The 22,712-nt window shown below is 68.3% G+C and carries 18 protein-coding genes and 3 pseudogenes; 12 read left to right on the top strand and 9 right to left on the bottom strand.

Annotated elements, in window-relative coordinates; genetic code table 11:
• Positions 1 to 28: 28 nt before the first annotated feature.
• On the top strand, positions 29 to 871 hold the full coding sequence (locus AQJ46_RS01115; RefSeq protein WP_079072059.1) for an alpha/beta fold hydrolase: 843 nt from the start codon (positions 29 to 31) through the stop codon (positions 869 to 871).
• A gap of 384 nt (positions 872 to 1,255) precedes the next feature.
• On the opposite strand, the gene aceE is transcribed toward AQJ46_RS01115, so the two are convergent.
• The 5 genes and pseudogenes from aceE to AQJ46_RS01090 all read right to left on the bottom strand — a co-directional run bounded on the left by aceE (position 1,256) and on the right by AQJ46_RS01090 (position 7,994).
• On the bottom strand, positions 1,256 to 3,943 hold the full coding sequence (gene aceE, locus AQJ46_RS01110) for a pyruvate dehydrogenase (acetyl-transferring), homodimeric type (RefSeq protein ID WP_059203753.1): 2,688 nt from the start codon (positions 3,941 to 3,943) through the stop codon (positions 1,256 to 1,258).
• Between the two features lie 386 nt (positions 3,944 to 4,329).
• A complete protein-coding gene (locus AQJ46_RS01105; RefSeq protein WP_059203752.1) occupies positions 4,330 to 4,824 on the bottom strand; it encodes a cupin domain-containing protein in 495 nt (164 codons plus the stop codon).
• Positions 4,825 to 4,950: 126 nt separating this feature from the next.
• Positions 4,951 to 6,392 (bottom strand): annotated as a pseudogene (locus tag AQJ46_RS01100) (MFS transporter).
• Positions 6,393 to 6,406: 14 nt separating this feature from the next.
• On the bottom strand, positions 6,407 to 7,354 hold the full coding sequence (locus AQJ46_RS01095) for an alpha/beta fold hydrolase (protein WP_059203751.1): 948 nt from the start codon (positions 7,352 to 7,354) through the stop codon (positions 6,407 to 6,409).
• Positions 7,355 to 7,523: 169 nt separating this feature from the next.
• Positions 7,524 to 7,994: a carboxymuconolactone decarboxylase family protein gene (locus AQJ46_RS01090; RefSeq protein WP_059203750.1), complete on the bottom strand. Its 471-nt coding sequence runs from the start codon at positions 7,992 to 7,994 to the stop codon at positions 7,524 to 7,526.
• 276 nt (positions 7,995 to 8,270) lie between these two features.
• Here AQJ46_RS01090 and AQJ46_RS01085 point away from each other — a divergent pair, with 276 nt between their 5' ends.
• The 4 genes and pseudogenes from AQJ46_RS01085 (at position 8,271) to AQJ46_RS01075 (ending at position 10,897) form a co-directional block, all read left to right on the top strand.
• A complete protein-coding gene (locus AQJ46_RS01085; RefSeq protein ID WP_059203749.1) occupies positions 8,271 to 9,221 on the top strand; it encodes an alpha/beta hydrolase in 951 nt (316 codons plus the stop codon).
• A 78-nt stretch (positions 9,222 to 9,299) separates the two neighbouring features.
• Positions 9,300 to 10,019, top strand: a complete 720-nt coding sequence (locus AQJ46_RS01080) for an alpha/beta fold hydrolase (protein WP_059203748.1) — start codon at positions 9,300 to 9,302, stop codon at positions 10,017 to 10,019.
• 45 nt (positions 10,020 to 10,064) lie between these two features.
• Positions 10,065 to 10,334, top strand: a pseudogene (locus AQJ46_RS58735) (hypothetical protein); the annotation flags it as partial.
• A 107-nt stretch (positions 10,335 to 10,441) separates the two neighbouring features.
• Positions 10,442 to 10,897, top strand: coding sequence for an SDR family oxidoreductase (locus AQJ46_RS01075; protein WP_225887249.1), 456 nt, complete (start codon positions 10,442 to 10,444; stop codon positions 10,895 to 10,897).
• Between the two features lie 643 nt (positions 10,898 to 11,540).
• Here the strand turns inward: AQJ46_RS01075 and AQJ46_RS01070 are convergent.
• Positions 11,541 to 13,283 carry an FAD-binding protein gene (locus tag AQJ46_RS01070; protein WP_059203747.1) on the bottom strand — a complete coding sequence of 581 codons (1,743 nt, stop codon included), beginning with the start codon at positions 13,281 to 13,283 and terminating at the stop codon, positions 11,541 to 11,543.
• 214 nt (positions 13,284 to 13,497) lie between these two features.
• Between AQJ46_RS01070 and AQJ46_RS01065 the strand changes: the two genes are divergently transcribed.
• From AQJ46_RS01065 to AQJ46_RS01055, 3 genes are all read left to right on the top strand, one after another.
• Positions 13,498 to 16,311, top strand: coding sequence for a helix-turn-helix transcriptional regulator (locus AQJ46_RS01065; RefSeq protein ID WP_059203746.1), 2,814 nt, complete (start codon positions 13,498 to 13,500; stop codon positions 16,309 to 16,311).
• A 178-nt stretch (positions 16,312 to 16,489) separates the two neighbouring features.
• Positions 16,490 to 17,224 (top strand): sigma factor, encoded by a 735-nt coding sequence (locus AQJ46_RS01060; protein ID WP_059204364.1) that lies wholly within the window; start codon positions 16,490 to 16,492, stop codon positions 17,222 to 17,224.
• Between the two features lie 142 nt (positions 17,225 to 17,366).
• The gene (locus AQJ46_RS01055) at positions 17,367 to 17,852 is read left to right on the top strand and encodes a MarR family winged helix-turn-helix transcriptional regulator (protein ID WP_059203745.1); all 486 of its coding nucleotides are present in this window, start codon (positions 17,367 to 17,369) and stop codon (positions 17,850 to 17,852) included.
• Between the two features lie 157 nt (positions 17,853 to 18,009).
• Here AQJ46_RS01055 and AQJ46_RS51600 read toward each other — a convergent pair whose 3' ends face one another.
• Positions 18,010 to 18,168, bottom strand: coding sequence for a hypothetical protein (locus tag AQJ46_RS51600; protein ID WP_225887200.1), 159 nt, complete (start codon positions 18,166 to 18,168; stop codon positions 18,010 to 18,012).
• A gap of 74 nt (positions 18,169 to 18,242) precedes the next feature.
• On the opposite strand from AQJ46_RS51600, the gene AQJ46_RS01050 reads away from it, so the two are divergent.
• A protein-coding gene (locus AQJ46_RS01050; protein WP_404828350.1) for an IS5 family transposase occupies positions 18,243 to 19,123 on the top strand; the annotation gives its coding sequence in 2 pieces (ribosomal slippage) (positions 18,243 to 18,294 and positions 18,294 to 19,123; 882 coding nt in all).
• Between the two features lie 54 nt (positions 19,124 to 19,177).
• Here the strand turns inward: AQJ46_RS01050 and AQJ46_RS51595 are convergent.
• Both AQJ46_RS51595 and AQJ46_RS01040 read right to left on the bottom strand, forming a co-directional pair.
• Entirely contained in the window at positions 19,178 to 19,726 is a 549-nt protein-coding gene (locus AQJ46_RS51595) for a hypothetical protein (RefSeq protein ID WP_159063974.1), read from the bottom strand.
• Between the two features lie 38 nt (positions 19,727 to 19,764).
• On the bottom strand, positions 19,765 to 19,947 hold the full coding sequence (locus AQJ46_RS01040) for an antibiotic biosynthesis monooxygenase (RefSeq protein WP_225887199.1): 183 nt from the start codon (positions 19,945 to 19,947) through the stop codon (positions 19,765 to 19,767).
• A gap of 359 nt (positions 19,948 to 20,306) precedes the next feature.
• On the opposite strand from AQJ46_RS01040, the pseudogene AQJ46_RS01035 reads away from it, so the two are divergent.
• The 3 genes and pseudogenes from AQJ46_RS01035 to AQJ46_RS01025 form a co-directional block, all read left to right on the top strand.
• A pseudogene (locus AQJ46_RS01035) lies at positions 20,307 to 20,450 on the top strand (cupin domain-containing protein); the annotation flags it as partial.
• A 203-nt stretch (positions 20,451 to 20,653) separates the two neighbouring features.
• Positions 20,654 to 21,424 carry a DUF427 domain-containing protein gene (locus AQJ46_RS01030; protein WP_059203742.1) on the top strand — a complete coding sequence of 257 codons (771 nt, stop codon included), beginning with the start codon at positions 20,654 to 20,656 and terminating at the stop codon, positions 21,422 to 21,424.
• Between the two features lie 377 nt (positions 21,425 to 21,801).
• The gene (locus AQJ46_RS01025; RefSeq protein ID WP_225887198.1) at positions 21,802 to 22,653 is read left to right on the top strand and encodes a hypothetical protein; all 852 of its coding nucleotides are present in this window, start codon (positions 21,802 to 21,804) and stop codon (positions 22,651 to 22,653) included.
• Positions 22,654 to 22,712 lie beyond the last annotated feature (59 nt).

Below are 22,712 nucleotides of genomic sequence, written 5' to 3'. Positions count from 1 at the left end.
TCTGCGCAACCTCGAAAGGTGTCTGCATATGTTCCGCTCATCCCTCGCCCGCCGGTCCCGTACCTCGTTCACCGTTGTCGCCGGGGCCAGCATCGCCGCGGGCCTGCTGGCCGCCACGGTCGCCCCCGCCTCCGCCGACAAGGGTGTCCACGTACAGAGTCCCAAGCCCACCGTCGTGCTGGTCCACGGCGCTTTCGCCGACTCCACCAGCTGGAACGACGTCATCAAGAAGCTTCGCCACGACGGTTATCCGGTCATCGCGGTCGCCAACCCGCTGCGGTCCCTGAGCGGCGACTCCGCCTATCTGAAGGACGTCCTGGCGGGCATCGACGGTCCCATCGTTCTGGCTGGGCACTCCTACGGCGGCTCCGTCATCAGCAACGCGGCCACCGGCAACAAGAACGTCAAAGCGCTGGTCTACCTCGCCGCCTTCCTCCCCGAGAAGGGTGAGAGCGCGGTCGACCTGTCGGGCAAGTTCCCCGGCAGCACCCTCGGCGAAGCCCTCCGTTCCGTACCGTTCACCGAGGTGGACGGCTCCCAGGGCACTGACCTCTACATCCAGAACGACAAGTTCCGTCACCAGTTCGCCGCCGACGTGCCCCGTAACAAGACCGACCTGATGGCCGTCACCCAGCGACCTGTCACCAACGCGGCCCTGGCCGAGGGTGCGGCCGAGCCGGCCTGGAAGACCATTCCCTCCTGGGTCCTGGTTGCCACGCAGGACCTCAACATCCCGGCCAAGGCTCAGGAGTTCATGGCCGAGCGGGCAGGCGCCCACACCACGGAGGTCCGCTCGTCGCACGCGGTGAGCGTCTCGCAGCCCGGAAGGGTCACCGATGTCATCGAGGACGCCGCGCACTCGGTGCGCTGACGCCTCTTACGTATGTCGGTCAGGGGATCGGGACGGACCGGACGGTCCGTCCCGATCCCCTGTGTGCCCGGTGCCGGCCCTTCGCGAGCGGGCCCCGTCACAGGTCGGGGAGGACCCTTCCGACCTGGATGGGCACACCGCAACGGCCGGTACCGGACAAGTGTCTCGGTACCGGCCGTCGTGCGGACCAGTCGCGCGGGAGCGGATCCCGCGCCCGGGCCGTTCTCCGGCTCTACTTCCCCTGCCGCGCGATCCAGTCGGTGAAATCGCGTCTCGCCGAGGCGCGCGTCCGGACCGGGCAGCAGCGTCTTCTCCTCCAACTGGGCGCCGAAGTAGGGAGCCTTGGTCCGCGTCACGCAGGTCCGGGTTGCGGCACCTCGCCGCTCACTGGTCGAGGCCGTAGCGCGCGCGGGCCTGTGCGACGGTCTCCGGGGTGACCTGCCCGGTCCTGGCCAGCCGGTACAGCGCCGTCACCACGATGGACTCGGCGTCCACCTGGAAGTGGTGGCGCACGTCGGCACGGGTGTCGGAGAGACCGAAACCGTCGGTGCCCAGGGAGTAGTAGTCCTGCTCGACCCACTGGCTGATCTGGTCGGGTACCTGCCGCATCCAGTCGCTGACGGCCAGCACCGGGCCCGGCGCACCGGCCAGCGCCCGGGTGACGTACGGAGTGCGCTCCTCGCCGCGCATGCGGGCGGCGTCGGTGTCCATCGCGTCGCGGCGCAGCTCGGTCCAGGACGTCACCGACCACACGTCGGCGTGTACGTTCCAGTCGGAGGCGAGGAGTTCCTGCGCTCGGAGGGCCCAGTGGATGGCCGTACCGGAGGACAGCAACTGGAGCCGGGGACCAGTCGCGGTGGGCTCGGCGGGCCGGAATCGGTAGATGCCCCGGACGATGCCCTCCTCGATACCCGGTAGCGCCGGCATGGCCGGCTGCTGCTTGGGCTCGTTGTACACGGTCAGGTAGTAGAAGACGTTCTCTGGCTGCTCGCCGTACATCCGGCGCAGACCGTCCCGGACGATCACCGCGATCTCGAACGCGAACGCCGGGTCGTAACTGATCACCGCCGGGTTGGTGGAGGCCAGCAAGTGCGAGTGCCCGTCACCGTGTTGCAGCCCCTCGCCGGTCATGGTGGTGCGTCCGGCGGTGCCGCCGACGACGAAGCCGCGGCCCATCTGGTCACCGAGCGCCCAGAACTGGTCGCCGGTGCGCTGGAACCCGAACATGGCGTAGAAGATGTAGAACGGGATCATCGGCTCACCGTGCGTGGCGTACGAAGTCGCCGCGGCGGCGAACTCGGCCACGGAACCCGCTTCGGTGATGCCCTCGATGATCAGCTGCCCGGTCTTGCTCTCCTTGTAGTAAAGCAGTTGGTCGGCGTCGACCGGGTCGTAGTTCTGGCCCAACGGTGAGTAGATCCCGGCCGTGGGGAACATCGACTCCATCCCGAACGTACGGGCCTCGTCGGGGATGATCGGCACCCAGCGCGCCCCGGTCCGCTGGTCGCGCATCAGGTCCTTGACCAGGCGGACCAGCGCCATCGTGGTGGCGACCTCCTGATGGCCGAAGCCCTTCTCCAGCGCCTCGAAGGGCTTGGCGGACGGTTCCGGCAGCGGTTTGGCGATCACCCGACGAACGGGGAGGGGGCCGCCCAGCGCCGCCCGCCGCTCGTGCAGGTACCGCACCTCGGGCGAGTTCTCCCCCGGGTGCCAGAACGGGACCTGCTCACCGGCGAGCGCGCTGTCGGGGATGGGAAGCTCCAGCAGGTCGCGCATCTCGCGGAACTGCTCCATCGTGAGCTTCTTCATCTGGTGGTTGGCGTTGCGGGATTCGATCGCCGAGCCGAGGGTGTGACCCTTGACCGTCTGGGCGAGGACCACCGTCGGCGCGCCCCGGTGCTCCACGGCGGCCCGGTAGGCGGCGTACACCTTCAACGGCTCATGGCCGCCACGGGAGTTCTCGAACAGCTCGACGACCTGGGCGTCGCTCAGGGAGGCGGAGACGGCGGACAGAGCATCACCGGTGAAGAAGTTCTTGCGGATGTAGGCGGCGTCCCGTGCGGCGAAGGTCTGCATCTGCGCGTCGGGCACCTCGCCCAGGCGCCGCACCAGGTCGCCGGTGGTGTCCTGGTGCAACAGCGGGTCCCAGGCCTCGCCCCACAGGGTCTTGACCACGTTCCAGCCACTGCCGCGGAACCGGGCCTCCAACTCCTGAACGATCTTGGAATTTGACCGGACCGGCCCGTCCAGACGCTGCAGGTTGCAGTTGACGACGAACGTGAGATTGTCCAGGCCCTCGCGGGAAGCCAGCGTGAGCGCGGCGACCGACTCAGGCTCGTCCATCTCCCCGTCGCCCAGGAACGCCCACACCCGTAAGGCGGAGGTGTCCTTGATGCCGCGAGCCTGGAGGTAACGGTTGAACCGAGCCTGGTAGATCGCGCCGAGCGGGCCCAGACCCATGGACACCGTCGGGAACTCCCACAGCCATGGCAGTCGGCGCGGGTGCGGGTAGGACGGCAGGCCGTGGCCGTCGGCCTCCCTGCGGAAAGCGTTCAGTTGCTCCGTGCTCAGGCGCCCCTCGAGAAAGACCCGGGCGTAGATGCCCGGCGAGGCATGCCCCTGCAGGAACAGCTGATCGCCCGAGCCGTCACAATCCTTGCCCCGGAAGAAGTGGTTGAACCCGATCTCGTAGAGCCAGGCCGCAGACGCGTAGGTGGAGATGTGGCCGCCCAGTCCCAGACGCGAGCCGCGGGTGACCATCGCCGCCGCGTTCCACCGGTTGAGCGCGGTGATCCTGGATTCCATCTCCAGGTCCCCGTCGAACTCCGGCTGCGCGGACGCCGGGACGGTGTTGATGTAGTCCGAGGACAGCAGCCCCGGCAGGGACATCCCGGACCGCGCCGCGAACTCGTGCACCCGTCGCATCAGGTACACCGCCCGCTCCGGCCCGGCGTTCCGCACGACAGCGTCGAGGGAGGCCTGCCATTCGGCAGTCTCCTCGCGGTCACGGTCGGGTATCTGGTCGAGCTCACTGATCGCAGAGGACTCAGTGGGCCGGGACGGATCACTCATGGCAGCCTTCCTGTCGCGGCGTGGAGAGGGGGAATGCCGACTGCGGAAATGGTCGGTGCCGCACAGACGGCCGGCCGGCAAGCAGGGCGGCGACGGGTGCCGCCGCCCTGATGGGGGGGCAACGCACGTTGAGCTACTGGGTCACCTGTGGTGGTTCAAGTCGTGCTCGTGCTCGGGCCCGAGCTCCGGAGGAGCCTTCGCTCAGCGAGCACGGCACTGACGAAGGGGGTCTGCGAGTCGGTGATCACTGGGCTGGGCCGGCCCGGGACGGTCAGCAGTTCAAATGGTGCGGTCCTCGAGCGGCGGTTCCTCGGGGGTGACGGCCTCAAGAACCCCGAACGAGAACCTCTGTGAGAGGCTCGGGATCGAGGCCGCTGATCACGCTGCTAGTCGACGAAGTACGAGTCGTGCTTGTCGAAGAACGCGGCACGCTCCTCCTCGGAGGCATGCGCCAGCTGCGACACCTGCTCGAAGTACTCCTCACGCGGTGCGCCCGGGGTGAACAGCAGCAGCATGTCGGCCGGGGCGTCGGAGTCGTTGCGGAAGGCGTGCAGACCGCCCTGGGGAACATGCAGGAAATCGCCCTTGCGCGTGTCGACCCACTGCACGCCGTCGAACACACGCACCGTGCCGTCCAGGATGTAGAACGACTCCGAGATCCGCTTGTGGAAGTGCTTCTTGGGTCCGCCCGCCCTCGGCCTCATCTCCACCCGGTACAGGCCGAACTCACCCCGCGTGGTGTCAGTGGTCGCCAGATAGTGGGTGGCGTCCTTGCCGGTTCCGCTCTCGCCGATGGCCGGCGGTGTGGTGGCAGGCCGGTAGACGGCGCTGACCTCGCCGTCCTCTCCCCAGTACTTCTGCTCCGGATACGGGTACGACATGTCGCGATTCCTTTCCTGCGACGGGCACGCGGTGACGCGCCGGCGCGGGCCGTTGAACAGCAGTCCTGTCGACAATGAGACCGATGAGCACCCACCGATGTGACACTGGCGTCCCTGGACGAGACGTCAGTCGACGACGTGGTGGTGGGCGAACCGGGACACCAGCGGGGGCTCCATCAGCCAGCCGTGCGCCCGCCCGCGCAGTGGATGACGGGCCGTGTCGGGCTGCCGCAGCGTGCCGAAGGCCACCAACGCGCCGATGGCCAACAGGCCCGCACACAGCGGCATGGCCCGGCTGAACGACGCGTCGAAGGCGGCACCTGATCGGTAGGCGTCCGGCCCCATCCCCACCAGCAGCGGCAGCGCTGCCGCGGAGACCAGGCCGGAGGCGCGGGCCGCGGCGTTGTTGATGCCGCTTGCCAGCCCGGCGTTCGTGGCCTCCACCGACGACAGCAGGGTGACGCTCAGCGGGGCGACCATGATGACCATGCCGGTGCCCATCACCATCAGGGCGGGCAGGACGTCGTGGAGGTAGGACGTGCCGGGGCCGACCCGCAGCATCATCAGCATGCCGGCCCCGCACACCAGCGGGCCGACGGTGAGGGGGCTCCGCGGCCCCAGCCGTTGGGCGAGCATGCCGGAGTGGGACGAGAACAGCACCATCAGCACCGTGTTGGGCAGCATGGCCGCGCCGGCTGCCAACGCCGAGTACCCGACGACGATCTGCAACTGCAGAGCGGTCAGGAAGAAGAACCCGCCCGTGCCCGCGTACACGCACAGCGTGATCAGGTTGACCGAGCGGAACTGGCGGGACGAGAAGATCGACAACGGCATCATCGGGTCGTTGCTGCGTCCCTCCACCACAAGGAACGCGAAGGCCGCCACGGCGCTGCCTACTGCCGCGGCCAAGACCACCGGTCCGCCGTCCCGCGCCTCGGTCAGTGCGTACGTGGCCAGGGCGAGCGTCACCGCGCCCAGCACGGCGCCGGGGATGTCGAAGCCGAGCCGCCCTCTGCCACCGTCGCCGTCCGCGAAACTGTCCTGCCGGGGTGTGCCCACGGACTCCGGGACGTGACGTAGCGCGACGGGCAGGCACAAGAGCGCCGGCACAGCGCCGAGCAGGAAGGTCCAGCGCCAGCCGGGGCCGTCCACCAGCCAACCGCCCAGAAACGGTCCCAGGGCCGCGCCGATACCGCCGAATCCCGACCACAGGCCGATCGCGCGGGGCCGGTCGTCCGGGTGGAACGAGGCCTCGATGATCGCCAGTGAGCCGGGGGTGATCAGGGCGCCGCCGACGCCCTGCAGTGCTCGGGCGGTGATCAGCGTGGTGGTGTCGGGAGCCAGACCGCACAGCAGGGATGCCACCGCGAACCACACGACGCCCATCACGAAGAGGCGACGCCGTCCGAGTCGAAGTCGGCGCTGATGTGCGGCAGCGCGACGTTGGTGACGGTCGAGCCGAGCATGACCACGCTGGATCCAAGAACGGTGGCCAGCAGGGTCCACCGGCCGCGCGCACTGGCGATACGGAGGGGACCCCGATCGTCCGGAGACGGAGATGAAGGCATGTCGCGTCCTGGCGTCAGTGGGCGAAGCCGTCGCGTCCGGCGTGTTCCTGCCGCAGGGCGCGCACGTCACGCACGGCGGCTGCGAACGCCTCCGGGCGTTCCTGCGGGAGATTGTGACCGGCGTCCGGCACCTGCCGGTGCAACCGGGGACCGGTGAAGTGGTGAGCGCTGGACGAACCGTCCGTCGCCGGGAAGTTACCGTCCGCCAGGCCGTCGAGGGTGACGGTGGGAACCGTGATCGCGGGCAGCTCGGCGAGACGTCTCTCAAGGTCCGCGTACGCCTCGGCGCCCGGCGCGAAGCCGAGCCGGTGCCGGTACGAATGGATGACGACGTCGGTGTAGTCGGGATTCCGGAAGGCCTCCGCGGCCCGCTCCAGATCTTCTTCCTCGAACGGCCATCGGGGGGAGTTCCGCTTCCAGATGACCCGGGCGACACCCGTGGGGTCGGCGGCCAGACCAGCCTCGCCTCGCTCGGTGAGGAAGTAGTAGAAGTACCAGAACCCGGCCTCCAGTTCGGGGGCCACGGGGGTCATCGCCGCGCCGATGTCCTGGATGAGATAGCTGTTGACCGAGACCAGCCCCAGGATCCGCTCGGGCCACAGGGCCGCGGCGATGTTGGCGGCGCGTCCGCCCCAGTCGTATCCGGCAACGTAAGCCCGCTCGATTCCCAGAGCGTCCATGAGCGCGATGACGTCGGCTCCCAGGGCGGCCTGCTGACCCGTACGCGGGGACGCTTCGGACAGGAACGCGGTAGGCCCGTGTCCCCGCAAGTAGGGGACGACGACCCGGAAACCGTCCTCGGTGAGTAGCGGGGCGACGTCGACGTAGCTGTGGACGTCGTAGGGGAAACCGTGCAGGAGAAGCACAGTGTCACCGTCCGCGGGACCCGTCTCGTAGTAGGCGACCTCCAGCACGTCGGTTCTGACTCGTCGCAGACGGGCGAGTGCGTGGCGATCTGGCATGTGAGTCCTCTGGTTTGCGGTACGAGTGGGGATGGCCACGGCTCGCCGCAGGCGCGCGGGGCACCAGGGCGACATCGGCGGCCGCTCGGCGCGCCGTCCGTCTCCTGGTCGAGGACCAGGACGACCAGGAGACGGACCGCGGGTGCCCGGTGTGCCCCGAGCGGACGTCTCAGCCGAACATGCCGGGTTTGTAACCGCCCGCGGGCTGCTGGTTGATGACATTGATGCGGTTGTAGGCGTTGATGACAGCGATCAGAGAGATCAGCGCGGCGAGCTGGTCCTCGTCGTAGTGCTTCGAGGCGTTCGCCCATGCCTCGTCCGACACACCGTTCGCGGCGTCCGCGGTGCGGGTGCCCTGCTCGGCCAGCTCCAGCGCCGCACGCTCGGCGTCGGTGAAGACGGTGGCCTCACGCCACGCGGCCACGAGGTTCAGACGCTGCTGGTCCTCGCCCGCGGCGATGGCGTCCTTGGTGTGCATGTCGGTGCAGAAACCGCAGCCGTTGATCTGGCTGGCACGGATGTTCACCAGCTCCACGGTGGCTGCCGGAAGTGCCGAGTGCGCCACACTGGCGGCCGAGTTCAGGTGCTTCATGACCTTGCCCGCAAGGGCGTTGCCGAAGTAGTTGATACGTGCGTCCACGACGGGATCTCCTCGGATGTGGGACCGTTACAACGCACTGACCGGGACCGCCCTCGATCTGTGACAGCGTTCGCCGACGACGCCCGGCTCCGCGAGGTCAGCCACCGGCCGGACTTCAGTGCAGTGGACGGAGTAAGGCCCGTGCACGGAACAATCGCGCCGTAATTCGCCCGCCTTGGTCCCTTTTCTTTCCTTGGTGTGTCACACATCGGCTCCTGGCCCGGTCTGATGGTGTGGAAGTCCTGTGAAACTCCACCATCTCTGAAGGAGCACACCGTGAGTGACATCATTCTCGAGCCCGCTGCGCAGGAGTTCGCCGACGCGACCGCCAAACCGCCGCTGCTGTACGAGCTCGGCGTCGACGGTGCCCGCAAGCTGCTCGATGACGTGCAGGCCCAGCCCATCGAGAAGCTTGACGTGGACGAGAAGTGGATCACTGTCCCCGCCCACGTGGGTGACGTGAGGGTGCGCATCGTCAAGCCTGTCGGCAGTAGCGGCGTGCTGCCCGTGATCCTCTACGTGCACGGCGGCGGCTGGATTCTGGGCAACGCCGGTACACACGACCGTCTGGTGCGCGAGCTGGCAGTGGGGGCGAAGGCGGCCCTGGTGTTCGTCGAATACGACCGTTCACCTGAGGCGAAGTACCCCGTCGCCATCGAGCAGGCCTACGCCACCGCCCAGTGGATCACCACGAAGGGGAGCGAGGAATCCCTCGACGGGTCCCGCCTCGTCGTCGCCGGTGACTCCGTCGGCGGCAACATGACCGCGGCCCTCACCCACATGGCCAAGCAGCGCGGTGACGTGACCTTCCTGCACCAGTCGCTGTACTACCCCGTCACCGACGCGGCCCAGGACACCGAGAGCTACAAGACCTTCGCCCATGGACCGCACCTGACGGCGAAGGCCATGGAATGGTTCTGGGACGCCTACACCACCGACCCGGCCGAGCGCGCCCAGATCACCGCGTCACCCCTGCGCGCCACACTGGAAGACCTCCAGGGTCTGCCGCCGGCGCTCGTCATCGTCGACGAGAACGACGTACTGCGTGACGAGGGCGAAGCGTACGCCCGCAAGCTCATCCAGGCCGGCGTGCCGACGACGAGCATCCGCTACAACGCCAGCCTGCACGACTTCATGATGCTGAACACGGTCCGCGGAACCCAGGCCTCGAGCGCGGCGATCGAGCAGGCCATCCACGTTCTGCGCAAGGCCCTGGGAACCAACTGACACCCGTCGGGCGGTGACGCCCCCGCGGCAGCCCAGGTGCGCCGCGCATGCCGCACCAGCAAAGGAAAGGCCACTCTCGTGAGTGCACTGAAACCAACCATCGTCCTCGTCCACGGCGCCTTCGCGGACTCCTCCAGCTGGAACGGCGTCGTCGAGAGGCTCCAGTCCCACGACTATCCGGTGGTGGCCGCCAGCAACCCGCTGCGCGGACTGGCCGGAGACGCCGATCACGTCAGGCAACTCGTAGCCTCCATCGACGGCCCGGTCGTCCTCGTCGGCCACTCCTACGGCGGGTCGGTCATCAGCAACGCCGCGACGGGACTGAACAACGTCAAGGCGCTCGTCTACGTCGCGGCCTTCCTGCCCGACGAGGGGGAGAGCGCGGTCACCCTGTCGGGCAAGTTCCCCGGCAGCACTCTCGGAGAGACGCTGCGCCCGGTGCCGGTCACGCTGCCCGACGGCAGGCAGGTCGCGGATCTCTATATCGAGCAGAGCAAGTTCCATGACCAGTTCGCCGCCGACGTTCCCGACGAGACGGCGGCGGTCATGGCCGCCACCCAACGTCCCGTGACCGACGCCGCGCTGGCAGAGGGTGCCTCAGCCCCTGCGTGGAAGGACCTTCCGGCGTGGGTAATCGTGGCCACCGAGGACCGGAACATTCCGCCGCAGGCGCAGACCTTCATGGCTGAGCGTGCGAAGGCCACGTTCGTGAGCCTCAACGCCTCCCACGCGGTCAGTGTCTCGCATCCCGGTGATGTCGCGCGCCTGATCAACGAGGCGGCGCAGGCGACCGCCTGAGCGGACGGCTCCCTGAATACGGACCTGTCGGGTGGCCGGTCGCGCATGCGATCGGCCACCTGGTCGTACCGGCCGGATGCACCTCGGCCTCGGGTCATGCCCTGTCACAGGATCAGCGTCTGCCTTGTCTATAGGGCGTCTGTAGGGCCGGAGTCTGAACCACCGACGGGTACGAGGAGGAAGCGCATGCAGGTCGCTGTTTCCGGAGGAACCGGCCTGGTGGGGAAGTTCGTCGTAGCCGAGCTGCGAGCGGCGGGACATCAGCCAGTGACCCTCGCCCGCTCGCAGGGCGTGGATCTGACCACCGGCGTCGTATTCCAGGACCGGTTGTCGGGCTGTGACGTGGTGATCAACGTTGCGAACGTCGTCACGACGAGAGCGAAGGTCGCAGTCGACTTCTTCTCGTCGTCGGCAGTGGCGAGGTGGACTTCGGGTACCACATGGGCAAACGCGCGCAGGAGGAACTGGTCCGCGACGGAGATCTGCCATGGACAGTGCTCCGCGCCACCCAGTTCTTCGAGTTTCCTGAGCCGCTGCTGGACAACCGGTCACCGGTGGTTCTGATGCCGAACATGCTGACTCGACCCGTTGCCGCCCGAGAGGTTGCAAAAAGGCTCGTCGACCACGTGACCCAGGCCCCCGCGGGAATGGCACGGGAAATCGCCGGGCCCCAGCAACCGCGCATGGTGGACATGGCGCGCCGTATCGTGCGCGCCCAGGGCAGGCACCGGATCGTCGTTCCTGTGTCGCTCCCGGGCAAAGTCGGCAAAGCCATGTCGGGAGGGGGTCTGCTGCCTCACGGGGATTACGACCAGGGCCGGTTGACGTTCGACGACCATCTCGCGGGCTTGGAACGGCCCATGGCGACCGGTCGGTGAACGAGCATCCGGCGTGCCGGACCGCCGTCTCGCCGGCAGCCCGCAGGGAGGACCGCGACGGGACTGGCTGAACCGACACCGTCGCCGCGATGCGCGGCGTCGCCCGCGCTGGTCCCGACCAGCGCGGCACCTCGTCCGGGCCGCGCTCGCAACAAAGCGCGCGCAGCGGCGCGCGAGACGGCGACACGTTGCGGTACGCACCGGCGAACCGGGTGGTCGAGATGTCCAGGAACAGACCGGCATCGTGAAGCGGCCGAGTGATGCGCGAGACGCCCGGCGAGCCCCGCGACCCACCGCCTGACCCAGCGCGCACCTTCCCCGAACGGAACCCTCCGTCCGGGGAAGAGGGCGCTGCGGCGGATCCTTTGGACGTCGAGTGCCGCGTGCCGTTCGCGGCCACCGCGGGTTGCGGGTTGCGCCGAAGCCGATGTCAGCGGCCCAGCATGATGCTGACGCGCCAACCACCCGGTGCCCTCCACCCTGCGCACTCTGACAGTTACGTCCCGATCCGTCCGACACGTCTGGACCACGCCACCGGCCCGGTCGTAGGCCGCTACGCACGTGACCGGCACAGCACCTGGTACACGTCGGTACCAGTGAACTTGACCACGTCCCCGATGGCGGCGGCCCTCATGACCGGCTCTTATTCGAGCAGCTCGGTGTCGGCCGAGACGTCGTACATCAGCTCAGCGATGTGGGTGGGGATGGGCGGGACGGGTTCGCGGCGCACCCCCGTCGTCGGGGACCACACCATGTTGACCTTCAGGTCCGCGTCGACATCGGGGTAGTCGGACCGGTTGTGACAGCCCCGCGTCTCCCGCCGTTCCAGGGCACACTCAAGTGTCGCGCGAGCGGCGAGAACGGTGGACCTGAGGTCATAGGCGTACGCGAGGTCCTGGAAGCCGCCGACGTCGATGTGTACACCCACGTCCGCCATGCGGGCCTCGATCTCGTCGAGTCCGGCGAGTCCGGCGGCGAGCCCGGCCTCGTCCCGCACGACACCGGCGCGCTCCGTCATCAGGTGGCGCACCGACCGTTGCAACGCGCGGACGCTCTGGTCGCCGTCGGCGGCCAGAAGCCGGCTCACGTCCGCCTCCGCGGCGCGAACCGCTGCCGGCGACCGCTGCTGGCTGGTAAGCCTGGCCGAGTACTCCGCGGCGGCCCGGCCGGCGATCCGGCCGTAGACGAGTAGTTCGATCAGCGAGTTCTCCTCCAACCGGTTCGCGCCATGCAGACCACTGGCCGCCTCTCCGATCACAAAGAGCCCGTTGACTTCCGTGCTGTGGTCCTCGGGCCGTACCCAGACGCCGCCCAAGGAGTACTGGGCGGTCGGCGCGACCTCGATCGGGTCGCGGGTGATGTCGAGCATCTGCAGGTCCAACAAGGTCTGGTGCACCCGCGACAGGCGCGTCAGGACCGTCTCACGCGGCAGGTGGGACAGGTCGAGCCAGACGCCGCCGGCCTGGGTGCCGCGTCCCTCCCTGATCTCGGTATAGGACGCCAGCGCGACCCTGTCCCGGCTGGAGAGCTCCATGCGCTCGGCGTCGTAGCGCGTCATGAACCGCTCACCGAGGTTGTTGAGCAGGACCCCGCCCTCGCCGCGTGCCGCCTCGCTGACGAGCATGCCGGCCGCGTTCTCCGGCGTGATCAGCCCGGCGGGGTGGAACTGCACCAGCTCGGGGTCACGCAACCGGGCGCCGGCTTCGACGGCGAGGCGGAAGGAGCCGCCGGTGTTCTCGTTGCGACGCGAGGACGTACGTCGCCAGATGCGCGTGTGCCCTCCGGTCGCGAGGATCACCGAATCGGCGTGCACGAGGTAGCGCGAGCCATCGACGACGTCGAATCCGTAGGCACCGAACACCGCTCCGTCGTCGACCAGCAGCCGAGTGACGTACACGCCCGGCAGGACGGGAATGGCGAGCTGCTTCGCGCGGTCGCGGAGCGCTCGCTGCACCTCCAGGCCGGTGTACTCGCCGGTGAACGCGGCCCGGTGGTACCTGCCGTCGCCAAGCTGACGCCGGACGGGCCCGCCGTCCCCCTGGCGGTCGAAACGCATGCCGTAGCGCCCCATGTCATGGAATCCCTGAGCGGCGTAGCGGGCCACGACCTGGGCGGCGCGCGGGTCGGCCAACAAGTGGCCCTCACGCAACGTGTCGGCCGCATGCCGCTCCCACGTGTCACTACGCCCGGGTCCAGCACCAGGGTTCGCGGGCGCTCCCTCGGAACCACTGAATCCGGTAACAGTGGGGAAATCGTCAGCCGGGCGCTTGAGTACCGCGATGACCGCGACACCGGCCTCGGCGACCTCGATGGCTGCTCGGAGGCCTGACTTGCCCGCCCCGACCACGAGGACGGACGTGGCGAGCTGATGACCGAGCGAAGACATGGGACCTCCTGCGACAGCGGACAGACGACATCATGGGCAGTGGTCGACCGGATAGTGGCACCGTGTGTGACAGCATCAGGGGATTTCTTGACGTGGAGTCAATCACAGCAATCCGACACACACGGCGGGGACCACCCCAGGTATCGTTGCAAGGATCGTTCCGAACAAACGTTGTGTATGACTCCCCCCGGATTCCTCGAAGGAGCCGCGTCGCATGATCGCCAGCCCCCTTCCCGACCTGGTCGGCCGGCGTCGGGAGTGTGCGGCGCTCGACGACCTGCTGGTCGGCCTGCGCGAAGGTGGCTCCCGAGTTCTGGTGGTCCGCGGTGAAGCCGGCATCGGGAAGTCGGTGCTCCTGGAGTACGTGGCCGCGCAGGCGTCCCGGGTGAAGGTGACCTGGGCGCGCGGCATCGAGGCCGACATGGAACTGCCGTACGCGAGTCTGCACCAGCTGTGTGCGCCGTTCCTGGACGAGCTCGAAGAGCTACCGGGACCCCAGCGGGACGCCCTCCGCGTAGCGTTCGGGATGGCGGCCGGCGACCCGCCCGACCGCTTCCTGGTCGGCCTCGCCGTGCTTACCCTGTTCACCCGGGCTTCGGAGACCCGACCGGTGCTCGTCCTGGTCGACGACGCTCAGTGGCTGGACCAAGTGTCCCTGCAGACCCTGGAGTTCGTGGCCCGGCGACTGCTCGCCGAGGCGGTCGCGATGGCCTTCGCGGTACGCGACCCCGAGGGGCAGGCTGCCCTCAGCGGTCTGCCGGCGCTACGGCTCGGCGGTCTCGACACCGCCGCGGCCGGAGAGCTCCTTGAAGCCGCCGTCGGTGGGCGGCTGGAGAAGCGGATCCGGGACCGGTTCGTGGCCGAGATGCACGGCAACCCGCTCGCACTGCTCGAATTCTCCCGCGGTCGCAGCGCTGCGGAGCTGGCCTACGGCCTGGACTCGTCGAGTTCTCCGAGTGTCCAGGGGCCTGTCGTGAGCCGCGTCGAACGAGACTTCGCCAGCCGCCTCGGTTCGCTGCCGCCGGAGACCCGGACACTGCTCCTGATCGCTGCGGCGGAACCGGTGGGTGACGCGCGCCTGTTGGTCCGCGCCGCCGCCTCTCTCAAGATCACTCCCTATGCCGCACCGGCCAAGGCGGCCGGCCTGATCGAGTTCGGCGAGTCCGTTCGGTTTCGGCACCCCCTGGTCCGTTCGGCGGTCTACCACGGAGCCGAGCCCGAAGAACGCCGAGCGGTGCACCGGGCGCTGGCCGAGGCCACGGACCCGGTCCTGGATCCCGACCGGTGTGCCTGGCACGCTGCCCAGGCCGCGGACGGCCCGGACGAGGAGGTCGCCGCAGGGCTGGAACAGGCCGCCGACCGCGCGCGACAGCGCGGCGGCATCGCCGCCGAGGCGGTACTGCTGCAGCGGGCGGCCGAGGTGACGCCGGACCCCAGGTCGCGGGGGCGTCGGGCTCTCGCGGCCGCAGAGGCGCACTTCTCGGCCGCCGCGCCCGACCGGGCCACGGAACTGGCGACGGTGGCCGAACTGTGTCCCCTCAGCGCTCTGGACCGCGCCCACCTGGCCCGCCTTCGCGCCAGGATCCTCTTCGCCCGCCGCCGCAGCGACGAGGCGGCGCCCCTGCTCCTCGAAGCCGCCGCACAGTTCACCGCGGCCGGGTCACCACTGGCGCGGGAAACGTACTTGGAGGCGATCAGCGCGACCATCTTCGCGGGCCGGGTCCACGGTCCGACAGGTGCCCGCGCCGCCGCGATCGCCGCCCGCGGATCCGGGGCGCCCCCCTCCGGTTCCAGGGCCGCAGACCTGCTCCTGGACGGTGTGGCCGCGCTGCTCGCGGACGGTTATGAGACGGGTGTCCCGGCACTGCGCGGCGCGTTGGAGCTGCTCGCGCACGAGGAACTCGGCACCCGGGAGGCGACCATGCGCTGGCTCCTGCTGGTCCCGGTCGCGCTGGAGGCGTTCATCCACTACGCCTGGGACCTGCACGCGTGGGACACGCTGTCGAGTCGCGCGGTGCGCCTGGCCCGCGACATCGGGGCGCTCGGCGCGCTGCCACCGGCCCTGGTCTACCTCGGCGGAGTGCACATCCACTACGGCGACTTCGCCGAGGCAGGCCGGATGATCGACGAAGCCGACGCGATCGCCGACGCGACCGGCCATGCTCCGCACAAGTACGCCACACTCGTGCTGGCCGCGTGGCGAGGCGAGGCGGACGTCGCCGCCGGCATCATCGAAGAAGCCAGGCAGAGGGCCGTGGAAACGGGCGAGGTGTCCCTGCTGGGCGCCATGGGCTACATCCAGGGCGTGCTGTTCAACGGCCTGGCACGCTATGAGGAAGCCCTGGAGGCCGCTCGCACGGCCATCGAGCACGACGGGTTCAACTTCAACGGCCTGTCACTGGTCGAACACATCGAGGCGGCGACCCGGTGCGGTGAACTCGACCAGGCCCGCGCGTCGCTGGCCCGGCTGGTCGACGTCACCCGCGCCACCGATTCCGGCTGGGCCCGTGGTGCCAGCGCCCGCAGTCAGGCTCTCCTCACCGACGGTGCCGAGGCCGACCGTCTGTACCGGACCGCGATCGAGGAGTACGGCCGCGGCAGTGTGGCCGTGGAGGTGGCGCGTACCCACCTGCTGTACGGCGAGTGGTTGCGCCGCAGCCAGCGCCGTGCGCTGGCCCGGAAGCACCTTCGCACGGCGCACGAGATGTTCGACGGAATGCGGGCGCACGCGTTCGCCGAGCGGGCCCGCCGCGAGCTGGTCGCCACCGGTGAGCACGTCAGGTCGCGGGAAGCCAAGCCGACAAGCGCGCTCACTCCCCAGGAGTCGCAGGTCGCGTCGCTCGCCGCCGACGGCATGACGAACGCGAAGATCGGCGCCGAGCTGTTCATCAGCCCACACACCGTGGAGTGGCACCTGCGAAAGGTGTACACGAAGCTCGGGATCAACTCACGACGCGCGCTTCCGGCTGCCATCGCGAGCGCCCCAGCCACCGACACGACAGGCGCGGGCGCGGCGCGATCCGGCTGAGGTCGTGCGGGCCCCCGGGGGTTGTCCCGGGTCCTCCGGGTCCCCCCGGTTTCCCCATGGGCCCCCATGGGGCCCCTACGGACTCGACCACGGGCACCAAGGGCGCGGTGAGCAGTGCTGCGGACCGAGGGTGGAACCAATGCCCTCGATGGGCGCCGCCCACGAAGAGGAGTCCTCGATGTCCGCGCCCAGCTCGGAGGCGACGACGCACGCCGAACCGCCTGTCGCCCAGTCAGCCGAGGACGACCTGGACCTTGCCCTCGACGACTTTCTCGCCCAGCGGACACGGCTGTTCCGCATCGCCTACCAAATCCTCGGCGACGTTTCGGGAGCCGAGGACGTGGTCCAGGAGGTGTGGCTGCGCTGGCAGCTCACCCACCGCGCGTCGATCGAGAATCCGGCCGCGTTCCTGACCACGGCAACGACCCGTCTGGCGATCAACATGATCCAGTCCGCGTGGCACCGCCACGAATTCCCGGCCGAGTCGCAGGTGGTCGGCCGCGGCGACCGGGCCGCCCAGGATCCCGTGCTGCGTGCTGAGCAAGCCGTGGCCGTCGAGGCGGCATTGGCCCTGCTCATGGCGAGGCTGACGCCGGATGGGCTGGCCGCCTACCTACTGCGGAAGAGCTTCGACTACGCCTATGCCGATCTTGCGAGGTTGCTTCGGATCAGCGCCCCGAACGCACGGGTAATGGTCCACCGCGCGCAAGTCCGCCTGGAATCCGGCCGCGAGCGACCTGTCCCTGCTGATTCACACCGTCGCCTCGTCGCCGCTTTCCGGACCGCGGCCGGCACCGGTGACCTGGAGGGCCTCATACAACTGCTCGCCCCCGACGGCCACGTGCACCGCCTGCTGCCGCCGACTCCTCGATCGCTGCGTGCGGATCACCCATTGGCCAGACAAGCGGCATAAGAAGATGGCTGTCACAACGATGGCCGCTGGCCTGTCTACTCGGTGTAGGCAAGCGGCGGCGGCTCAACGCCGCTTCCTCCTGCTGGAACGTCGTTCCGGTAGAAGCGGTCGGGCGCTGCGGACAGCATGGAGGCCATCCCTGATGAGTGACGATGCCACGTTGATCACGCAGTGGAACACACTGACCCTTGTCCATCGCCGGATCGAGACCCGGATCGAGCGACTCCTTCATCAACATCTGGGCCTGGCGGTCAGCGAGTTCTACGCCCTTCGCGCCCTGTGGGAGGGCATGCGGGCGGGTACGAGCTTGCTGTACCTCAGCGACCTGGCCAACGGGATAGGGCTGAGCCAGTCCGCCACCAGCCGTCTCGTGGCGCGTCTACGGGACCGCGGCCTGATCACCACGCACACCTCGTTGCACGACCGTCGGAGCGTCGAAACCGAACTCACCGCCGTCGCACACGACGTACTGCGGGTGGGTTCGCCTCTCCTCCACCAGGCGGCCGAGGAGGCCGTGCGGGAACTCGACGCCGGGGACACCGACGAAGACCTGCTCCGCTATCTCCGGGGGAGCACGTACGGCGCGGCCCCTCAACCGGACGAGGAACAAGTCCCCGCACTGGGATGAGCGGCGGCCCGGTCTCGAGACACCATCGTGTGCATGAGGACGCCGTGGAAGGGCGCCAGAGGGCGGTGGCCGAGCCGTCGCGTGCGGCTGCATACGCGTTTCGGAGTCCGTCCGCGCCCTCGCTCCGACAGGCTCAACTCACCGCGTGCGGCCGAAGTCATGAGGGATGAAGTTCGACCACGATGCGATACCCAGCGGGTTCAGAGGTGATGTGAAGGCCGGGATCATCGAACATGCGCCGTAGCGAGGCGAGCCACTCGGGGTTGGCGGTGGCTCTGTCGAGCGCGGTGCCCGAACTCCAGGCGGCGATGTGCACGAACCGCACCTCCAGCACTAGGGCCTGTCCGGCGGATCATGTGACCGTCTCGCCCTGGGATCATTGTTCTGGTCGTGCGGCGAGGTGATCTGACCAATGACGAGTGGGCGCGACTTGCACCCCATTACCCAAGTACGGTCGTCGGGGTGGACGTTGGAGCGATCACCGGACTGTGATCAACGGGATACTGTTCCGTGCCCGGACCGGCGTCCCGTGGCGGGATCTTCCGGAGCGCTTCGGATGCTGGAAGACGGTCTATGAACGCCACCGCCGCTGGTCGGCCGACGGAACCTGGGACCGGATCCTGCAGGCCGTCCACGCCGAGGCCGACGCCAAGGAGCGAATCGACTGGAGCATGGTGAGCGTGGACTCCACCTCGTGCCGGGCCCACCAGCACGCGGCCGGGGCGCCACGCAAAGCGCCACGGATCCCGAAGAAGCGATCAATCCCTCGCCAGCACCGACCCGACGAAGGACTCGGCCGTTCCCGCGGCGGCTTCTCCTGCAAGATCCACCTTGCCGGGGAAGGCGGCCGTCGGCCACTGGCCTTGCTGATCACTCCCGGCCAATGGGGCGACAGCCCCCAGTTGATACCTATCCTGGAACGTATTCGGGTCAAGCGCCCTGGCGGCGGTCGCCCCCGGACGCGTCCGGACCACCTCGGCAGCGATAAGGCGTACAGCTCTCGCCGTAATCGCCGCTACCTGCGTAGACGCCAGATCAAGCACACCATCCCCGAGCCGAGGGATCAGCGCGCCAACCGCCGACGCCGCGGCAGCAAGGGCGGCCGGCCCACCGGGTTCGACAAGCAGAAGTACAAGCGCCGCAATGAAGTCGAGCGCACCATCAACCGGCTCAAGCACTCCCGGGCCGTGGCCACGCGCTACGACAAACGCGCCTACGTCTTCCACGGCACCGTGACCGTGGTTTCGATCCGGCTGTGGCTACGGCCGTGATCACCTGGCATCGGCAAGAGAGTCACAGCTCGTCCCGCTGTGCCTGGCGGGAGCTCAGCAACGTGACCACGCTTCCCGAGGCAGGAAGTGGGAGAGGTCGTCCAGTGCCTCACGGGGAACGAACACCGGCCGCGTGAGGAGGTGATCGCCTGCGCGCTGCACATCCAGAACGACGCCCAGTGAGTCCGACCCAGGGACTCCAGCATCCATGTAAGAAAGCTCTGAATACGGCTCGCGGGCTTCGGCACGGTCGAGCATCCACTGCTCCAGAACGGAGGGGATCCGACCGACCAAGGCCACCCCCTCCACGAAGACCTGGGGCCCCCGCAGCGCATCGACCACGACGCCGGCCAGCCGTTCGTCCCGGTAGTAGAGCTTCAAACCGAACTCCCGGTACTCGCCCTCCTCCACGACGTCGACGGTCTCGTTCGCGCGACGGCGAAGCCTGTGCCGCTGAGCTTCCCTTGTGACATCGCTCAGTGCCTCCGATGCCTCACCAGGACCCACTCCGAACACCAGCGGCCCCACGCTCACGAACGGATCCAGAGTCCATTGTTGCCGTTCGTCATCCGCCAGCACCTGCCACCACTTGAACATGACCACGGAGGCTACGGCAGTGCCACGGCCCCGGGGCGAGGCGGTCACATGATCCGCCGGACAGGCCCTAGCGCCCTGTGCAGGCGGGAGTGAAGAAAGCCAGGTTGGGTCGACATGATCCGGGCGTTCTCCCGGTACACGTCGATGAAGTACTCGGCTTCCACCGCTGGCACCGTGTAACTCTTGATCAAGGTGACGGGCTCATCAATGTCGGTCTTCGACTGCAAGGATTGACCCCTACTTGCGATGACCAATCACGTCCCGAAGCTGTGACATTGAACTGGCTGTCGGACCTCTTCCACCTCAGAAGAGCAGCCAAGCGGTGCTCTGACCGCAACGCCGCTGCGCGTTCTGACGTCGAGCCCGCGACTGGCTGGAACCCGTCGGCTCCGCTGTCACAGATCTGGGCGTCGCTCGGTCTGGATATACGAGCCGTTATCGCGACTGACTATGCGGTCACGCTTGGGGCGGACGGCATGGCGTCCGCTCGTGGACATCGTGGAAGGTGCGACACAATGCTGGATAACGGATATCACGGGCATGGGCGCGGTCATGGGGATGGTGCCGAGGGCGGGCCGAGTTGGACCAGGACGGCAACGCCCTGGCGGACGAGACGACCGAGCTCGTGGTCACCATGATGTGCGCGCCGGGCAAGCCCATGCTCGAACTCGTCGACGAAGAGGAACTCAAGCAGCGCGCCCACCTCCGCGCCCCGCGACCCACCGTCTGACCTCGACTCCGCAAACGTGTCCCAGCGGATTGCATCGAGCTGGGACACCATGTGACAACAACCTGGTGACGCACCACCAGGCCCATCCCATAGCATCGACTAAGTGGATGTGTGACCCCTTTCTCCTGGTACGCGTGGTCATTCGGGTCCACGGGCGTCAGGTACGGGGGTGCACAGCCAGCGAATCAATCAAGGTGATCACCATGGCAACCGAGAGTGTTTTGCATCCAAGCCTGATCGTTCCGATCGGACACGTCGAGCCCGTGCCCCGCCGTATCCGCGGCACGATCGGTGGCCGCGTCGTCTTCGACACCCGCCGCGCCCTGTACGTGTGGGAATGGCAGGCCTACCCTCAGTTCAGCATCCCGATCGAGGACCTTGTGGACGGTGTGCTCCAAGACGACCACCACACGGAGCAGCTCGGTGCCGGCCCGGCACACCGACACACTGTGCGGGTAGGCCCTCACGTCCGCGCGGGAGCGGCTTGGCTCTGGGGCGAGGGCGCCCCGGGATCCTTGCATGACACCGTACGCTTCGAGTGGGAGGCCCTGGACGCGTGGTTCGAGGAAGACGAGCCCGTCTTCGTTCATCCCAGGAGCCCCTACTCCCGTGTGGACGCCCTGCGTTCCACCAGCAGCGTTCGGGTGGAGCTGGAAGGTGTGGTGCTGGCGGAGGCCCCCAATTGTGTGAAACTGTTCGAAACGGGCCTCCCCACCCGCTACTACCTTGATCGCAACTGCGTCGACTGGACCCGACTGCGGCATTCAGACACCGTGACCCGATGTCCCTACAAGGGGACGACGAGCAGTTACTGGTCTTTCGACGGCGACAGGGCCTCCCATGAGGACATCGCCTGGGGCTACGACTTTCCGACCATTCATGCCAACCGCATCGCGGGGCTGACTGCGTTCTACAACGAGCGCGTCGACCTCTACGTCGATGGTGTCCTACTGCCGAGGTCCACTCGCGGCTGACCAGTAGTGATCTGGTTTCGGCTCTTCTGCTTGTGGAGAAGGGTGGCCGCAGGGCCGCGGATGCTGCTCTGCGGTTCCCGCAGGCTCCTCGAATCGGTGATCACCGGCCCGCTCGACCGTTTCCTCCGTCGCGTCCAGTCGCTCCCGGCGGAAACGCAACAACTGCTGCTCACCGCCGCTGCAGAGCCGGTCGGTGAAGTGGCCTTGCTGCGGCGGGCTGCTGAACGTCTTGGAATCGCTGTGAGCACTGCCGAGGCCGGCGCCGAACTCCGGACTCATCTCATTCGGTTACGTGGGTTCGCTTCCGCCGCCCGTTGGTTCGGTCTGCGGCGTATCGCGCCGCAGACTTCGAACAAGGGCGACGGGTCCACAAGGCCTTGGCGGACTCGATCGACGCGCAATTCGGTCCGGAACACTGTGTCTGGCACCTGGCGAGCACGACGACGGGACCGGACGAGGCCGTGGCCGTCGAATTGGAGAAATCGGCCGGGCGCGCGCAACTGCGCGGCGGAATCGCCGCGGCGGCAGCCTGTCTCCAGCGAGCCACCGAACTGACCTCGGACCTCGCACGCTGGGGGCTCCGGGCGTTGGCTGCGGCGCAGGCCAAGTATCAAGCAGGCGCTTTCGACGTTGCGCGGGAGCTGGTCGACGCGGCGGAACTGAGCCGCCTCGACGACGTCAGGTCCGCGCAAGCCGTGCTGCTCCGCGGGCAGATCATGTCCGTCTCCCAAAGCGCCAGTGCCGGACTACCGCTGCTGCTCAAAGCAGCCGAGCGGCTCCAGTCATTCGACGCCAAGCTCGCCCGTGAGACCTACCGGGACGCCCTCTATGCGGCATTGACCGCAGGCCGACTGGCCGCGGGGGGCGTCCGCGACGTTGCAGAAGCGGTGCTGAACGCACCGTCCTTGACTCACCCCGCGACCCGTGAGGATCTCCTCTTGCAGGGTGTCGCACGGGTGATCACCGAAGGTTACGCCGCTGGTGCGCCGGTTCTCATGGAGGCCGTGGTCGCCTTCCGCACGGAGGAGGTCGCGCCGGAGGACGGTCTTGGGTGGCTCCCGCTCGTGTGCCGTATGGCACACACGACTTGGGACTTCGACGCCTGGTCAGAGCTCTCCGCACGGCTGGTCGACATGGGCCGCGACACAGGAGCCCTCGCTTTTCTGCCGTCATCCCTTCTGCTCCGTCTGATCAGGTTCACGCAGAGAGGCACCTGGTCGCGCCCTTGACAGGCCGTAGGTGCCTACGTGGTCACGCCGTGGAGAGCCCCTGGGGCTGGTCCGGTCCG

Source organism: Streptomyces canus (assembly GCF_001514145.1).
Lineage (GTDB): Bacteria > Actinomycetota > Actinomycetes > Streptomycetales > Streptomycetaceae > Streptomyces > Streptomyces canus.
The sequence above is the reverse complement of the archived record's forward strand: the minus strand, read 5'-3'. Positions and strand labels throughout refer to the sequence as shown.

Coding starts and splice junctions, on each gene's coding strand:
- AQJ46_RS01030 (WP_059203742.1), top strand. CDS start 20,654: ATGGCAACCGAGAGTGTTTTGCATCCAAGCCTGATCGTTCCGATCGGA.
- AQJ46_RS01105 (WP_059203752.1), bottom strand. CDS start 4,824: ATGTCGTACCCGTATCCGGAGCAGAAGTACTGGGGAGAGGACGGCGAG.
- AQJ46_RS01095 (WP_059203751.1), bottom strand. CDS start 7,354: ATGCCAGATCGCCACGCACTCGCCCGTCTGCGACGAGTCAGAACCGAC.
- AQJ46_RS01060 (WP_059204364.1), top strand. CDS start 16,490: ATGTCCGCGCCCAGCTCGGAGGCGACGACGCACGCCGAACCGCCTGTC.
- AQJ46_RS01115 (WP_079072059.1), top strand. CDS start 29: ATGTTCCGCTCATCCCTCGCCCGCCGGTCCCGTACCTCGTTCACCGTT.
- AQJ46_RS01055 (WP_059203745.1), top strand. CDS start 17,367: ATGAGTGACGATGCCACGTTGATCACGCAGTGGAACACACTGACCCTT.
- AQJ46_RS01065 (WP_059203746.1), top strand. CDS start 13,498: ATGATCGCCAGCCCCCTTCCCGACCTGGTCGGCCGGCGTCGGGAGTGT.
- aceE (WP_059203753.1), bottom strand. CDS start 3,943: ATGAGTGATCCGTCCCGGCCCACTGAGTCCTCTGCGATCAGTGAGCTC.
- AQJ46_RS01070 (WP_059203747.1), bottom strand. CDS start 13,283: ATGTCTTCGCTCGGTCATCAGCTCGCCACGTCCGTCCTCGTGGTCGGG.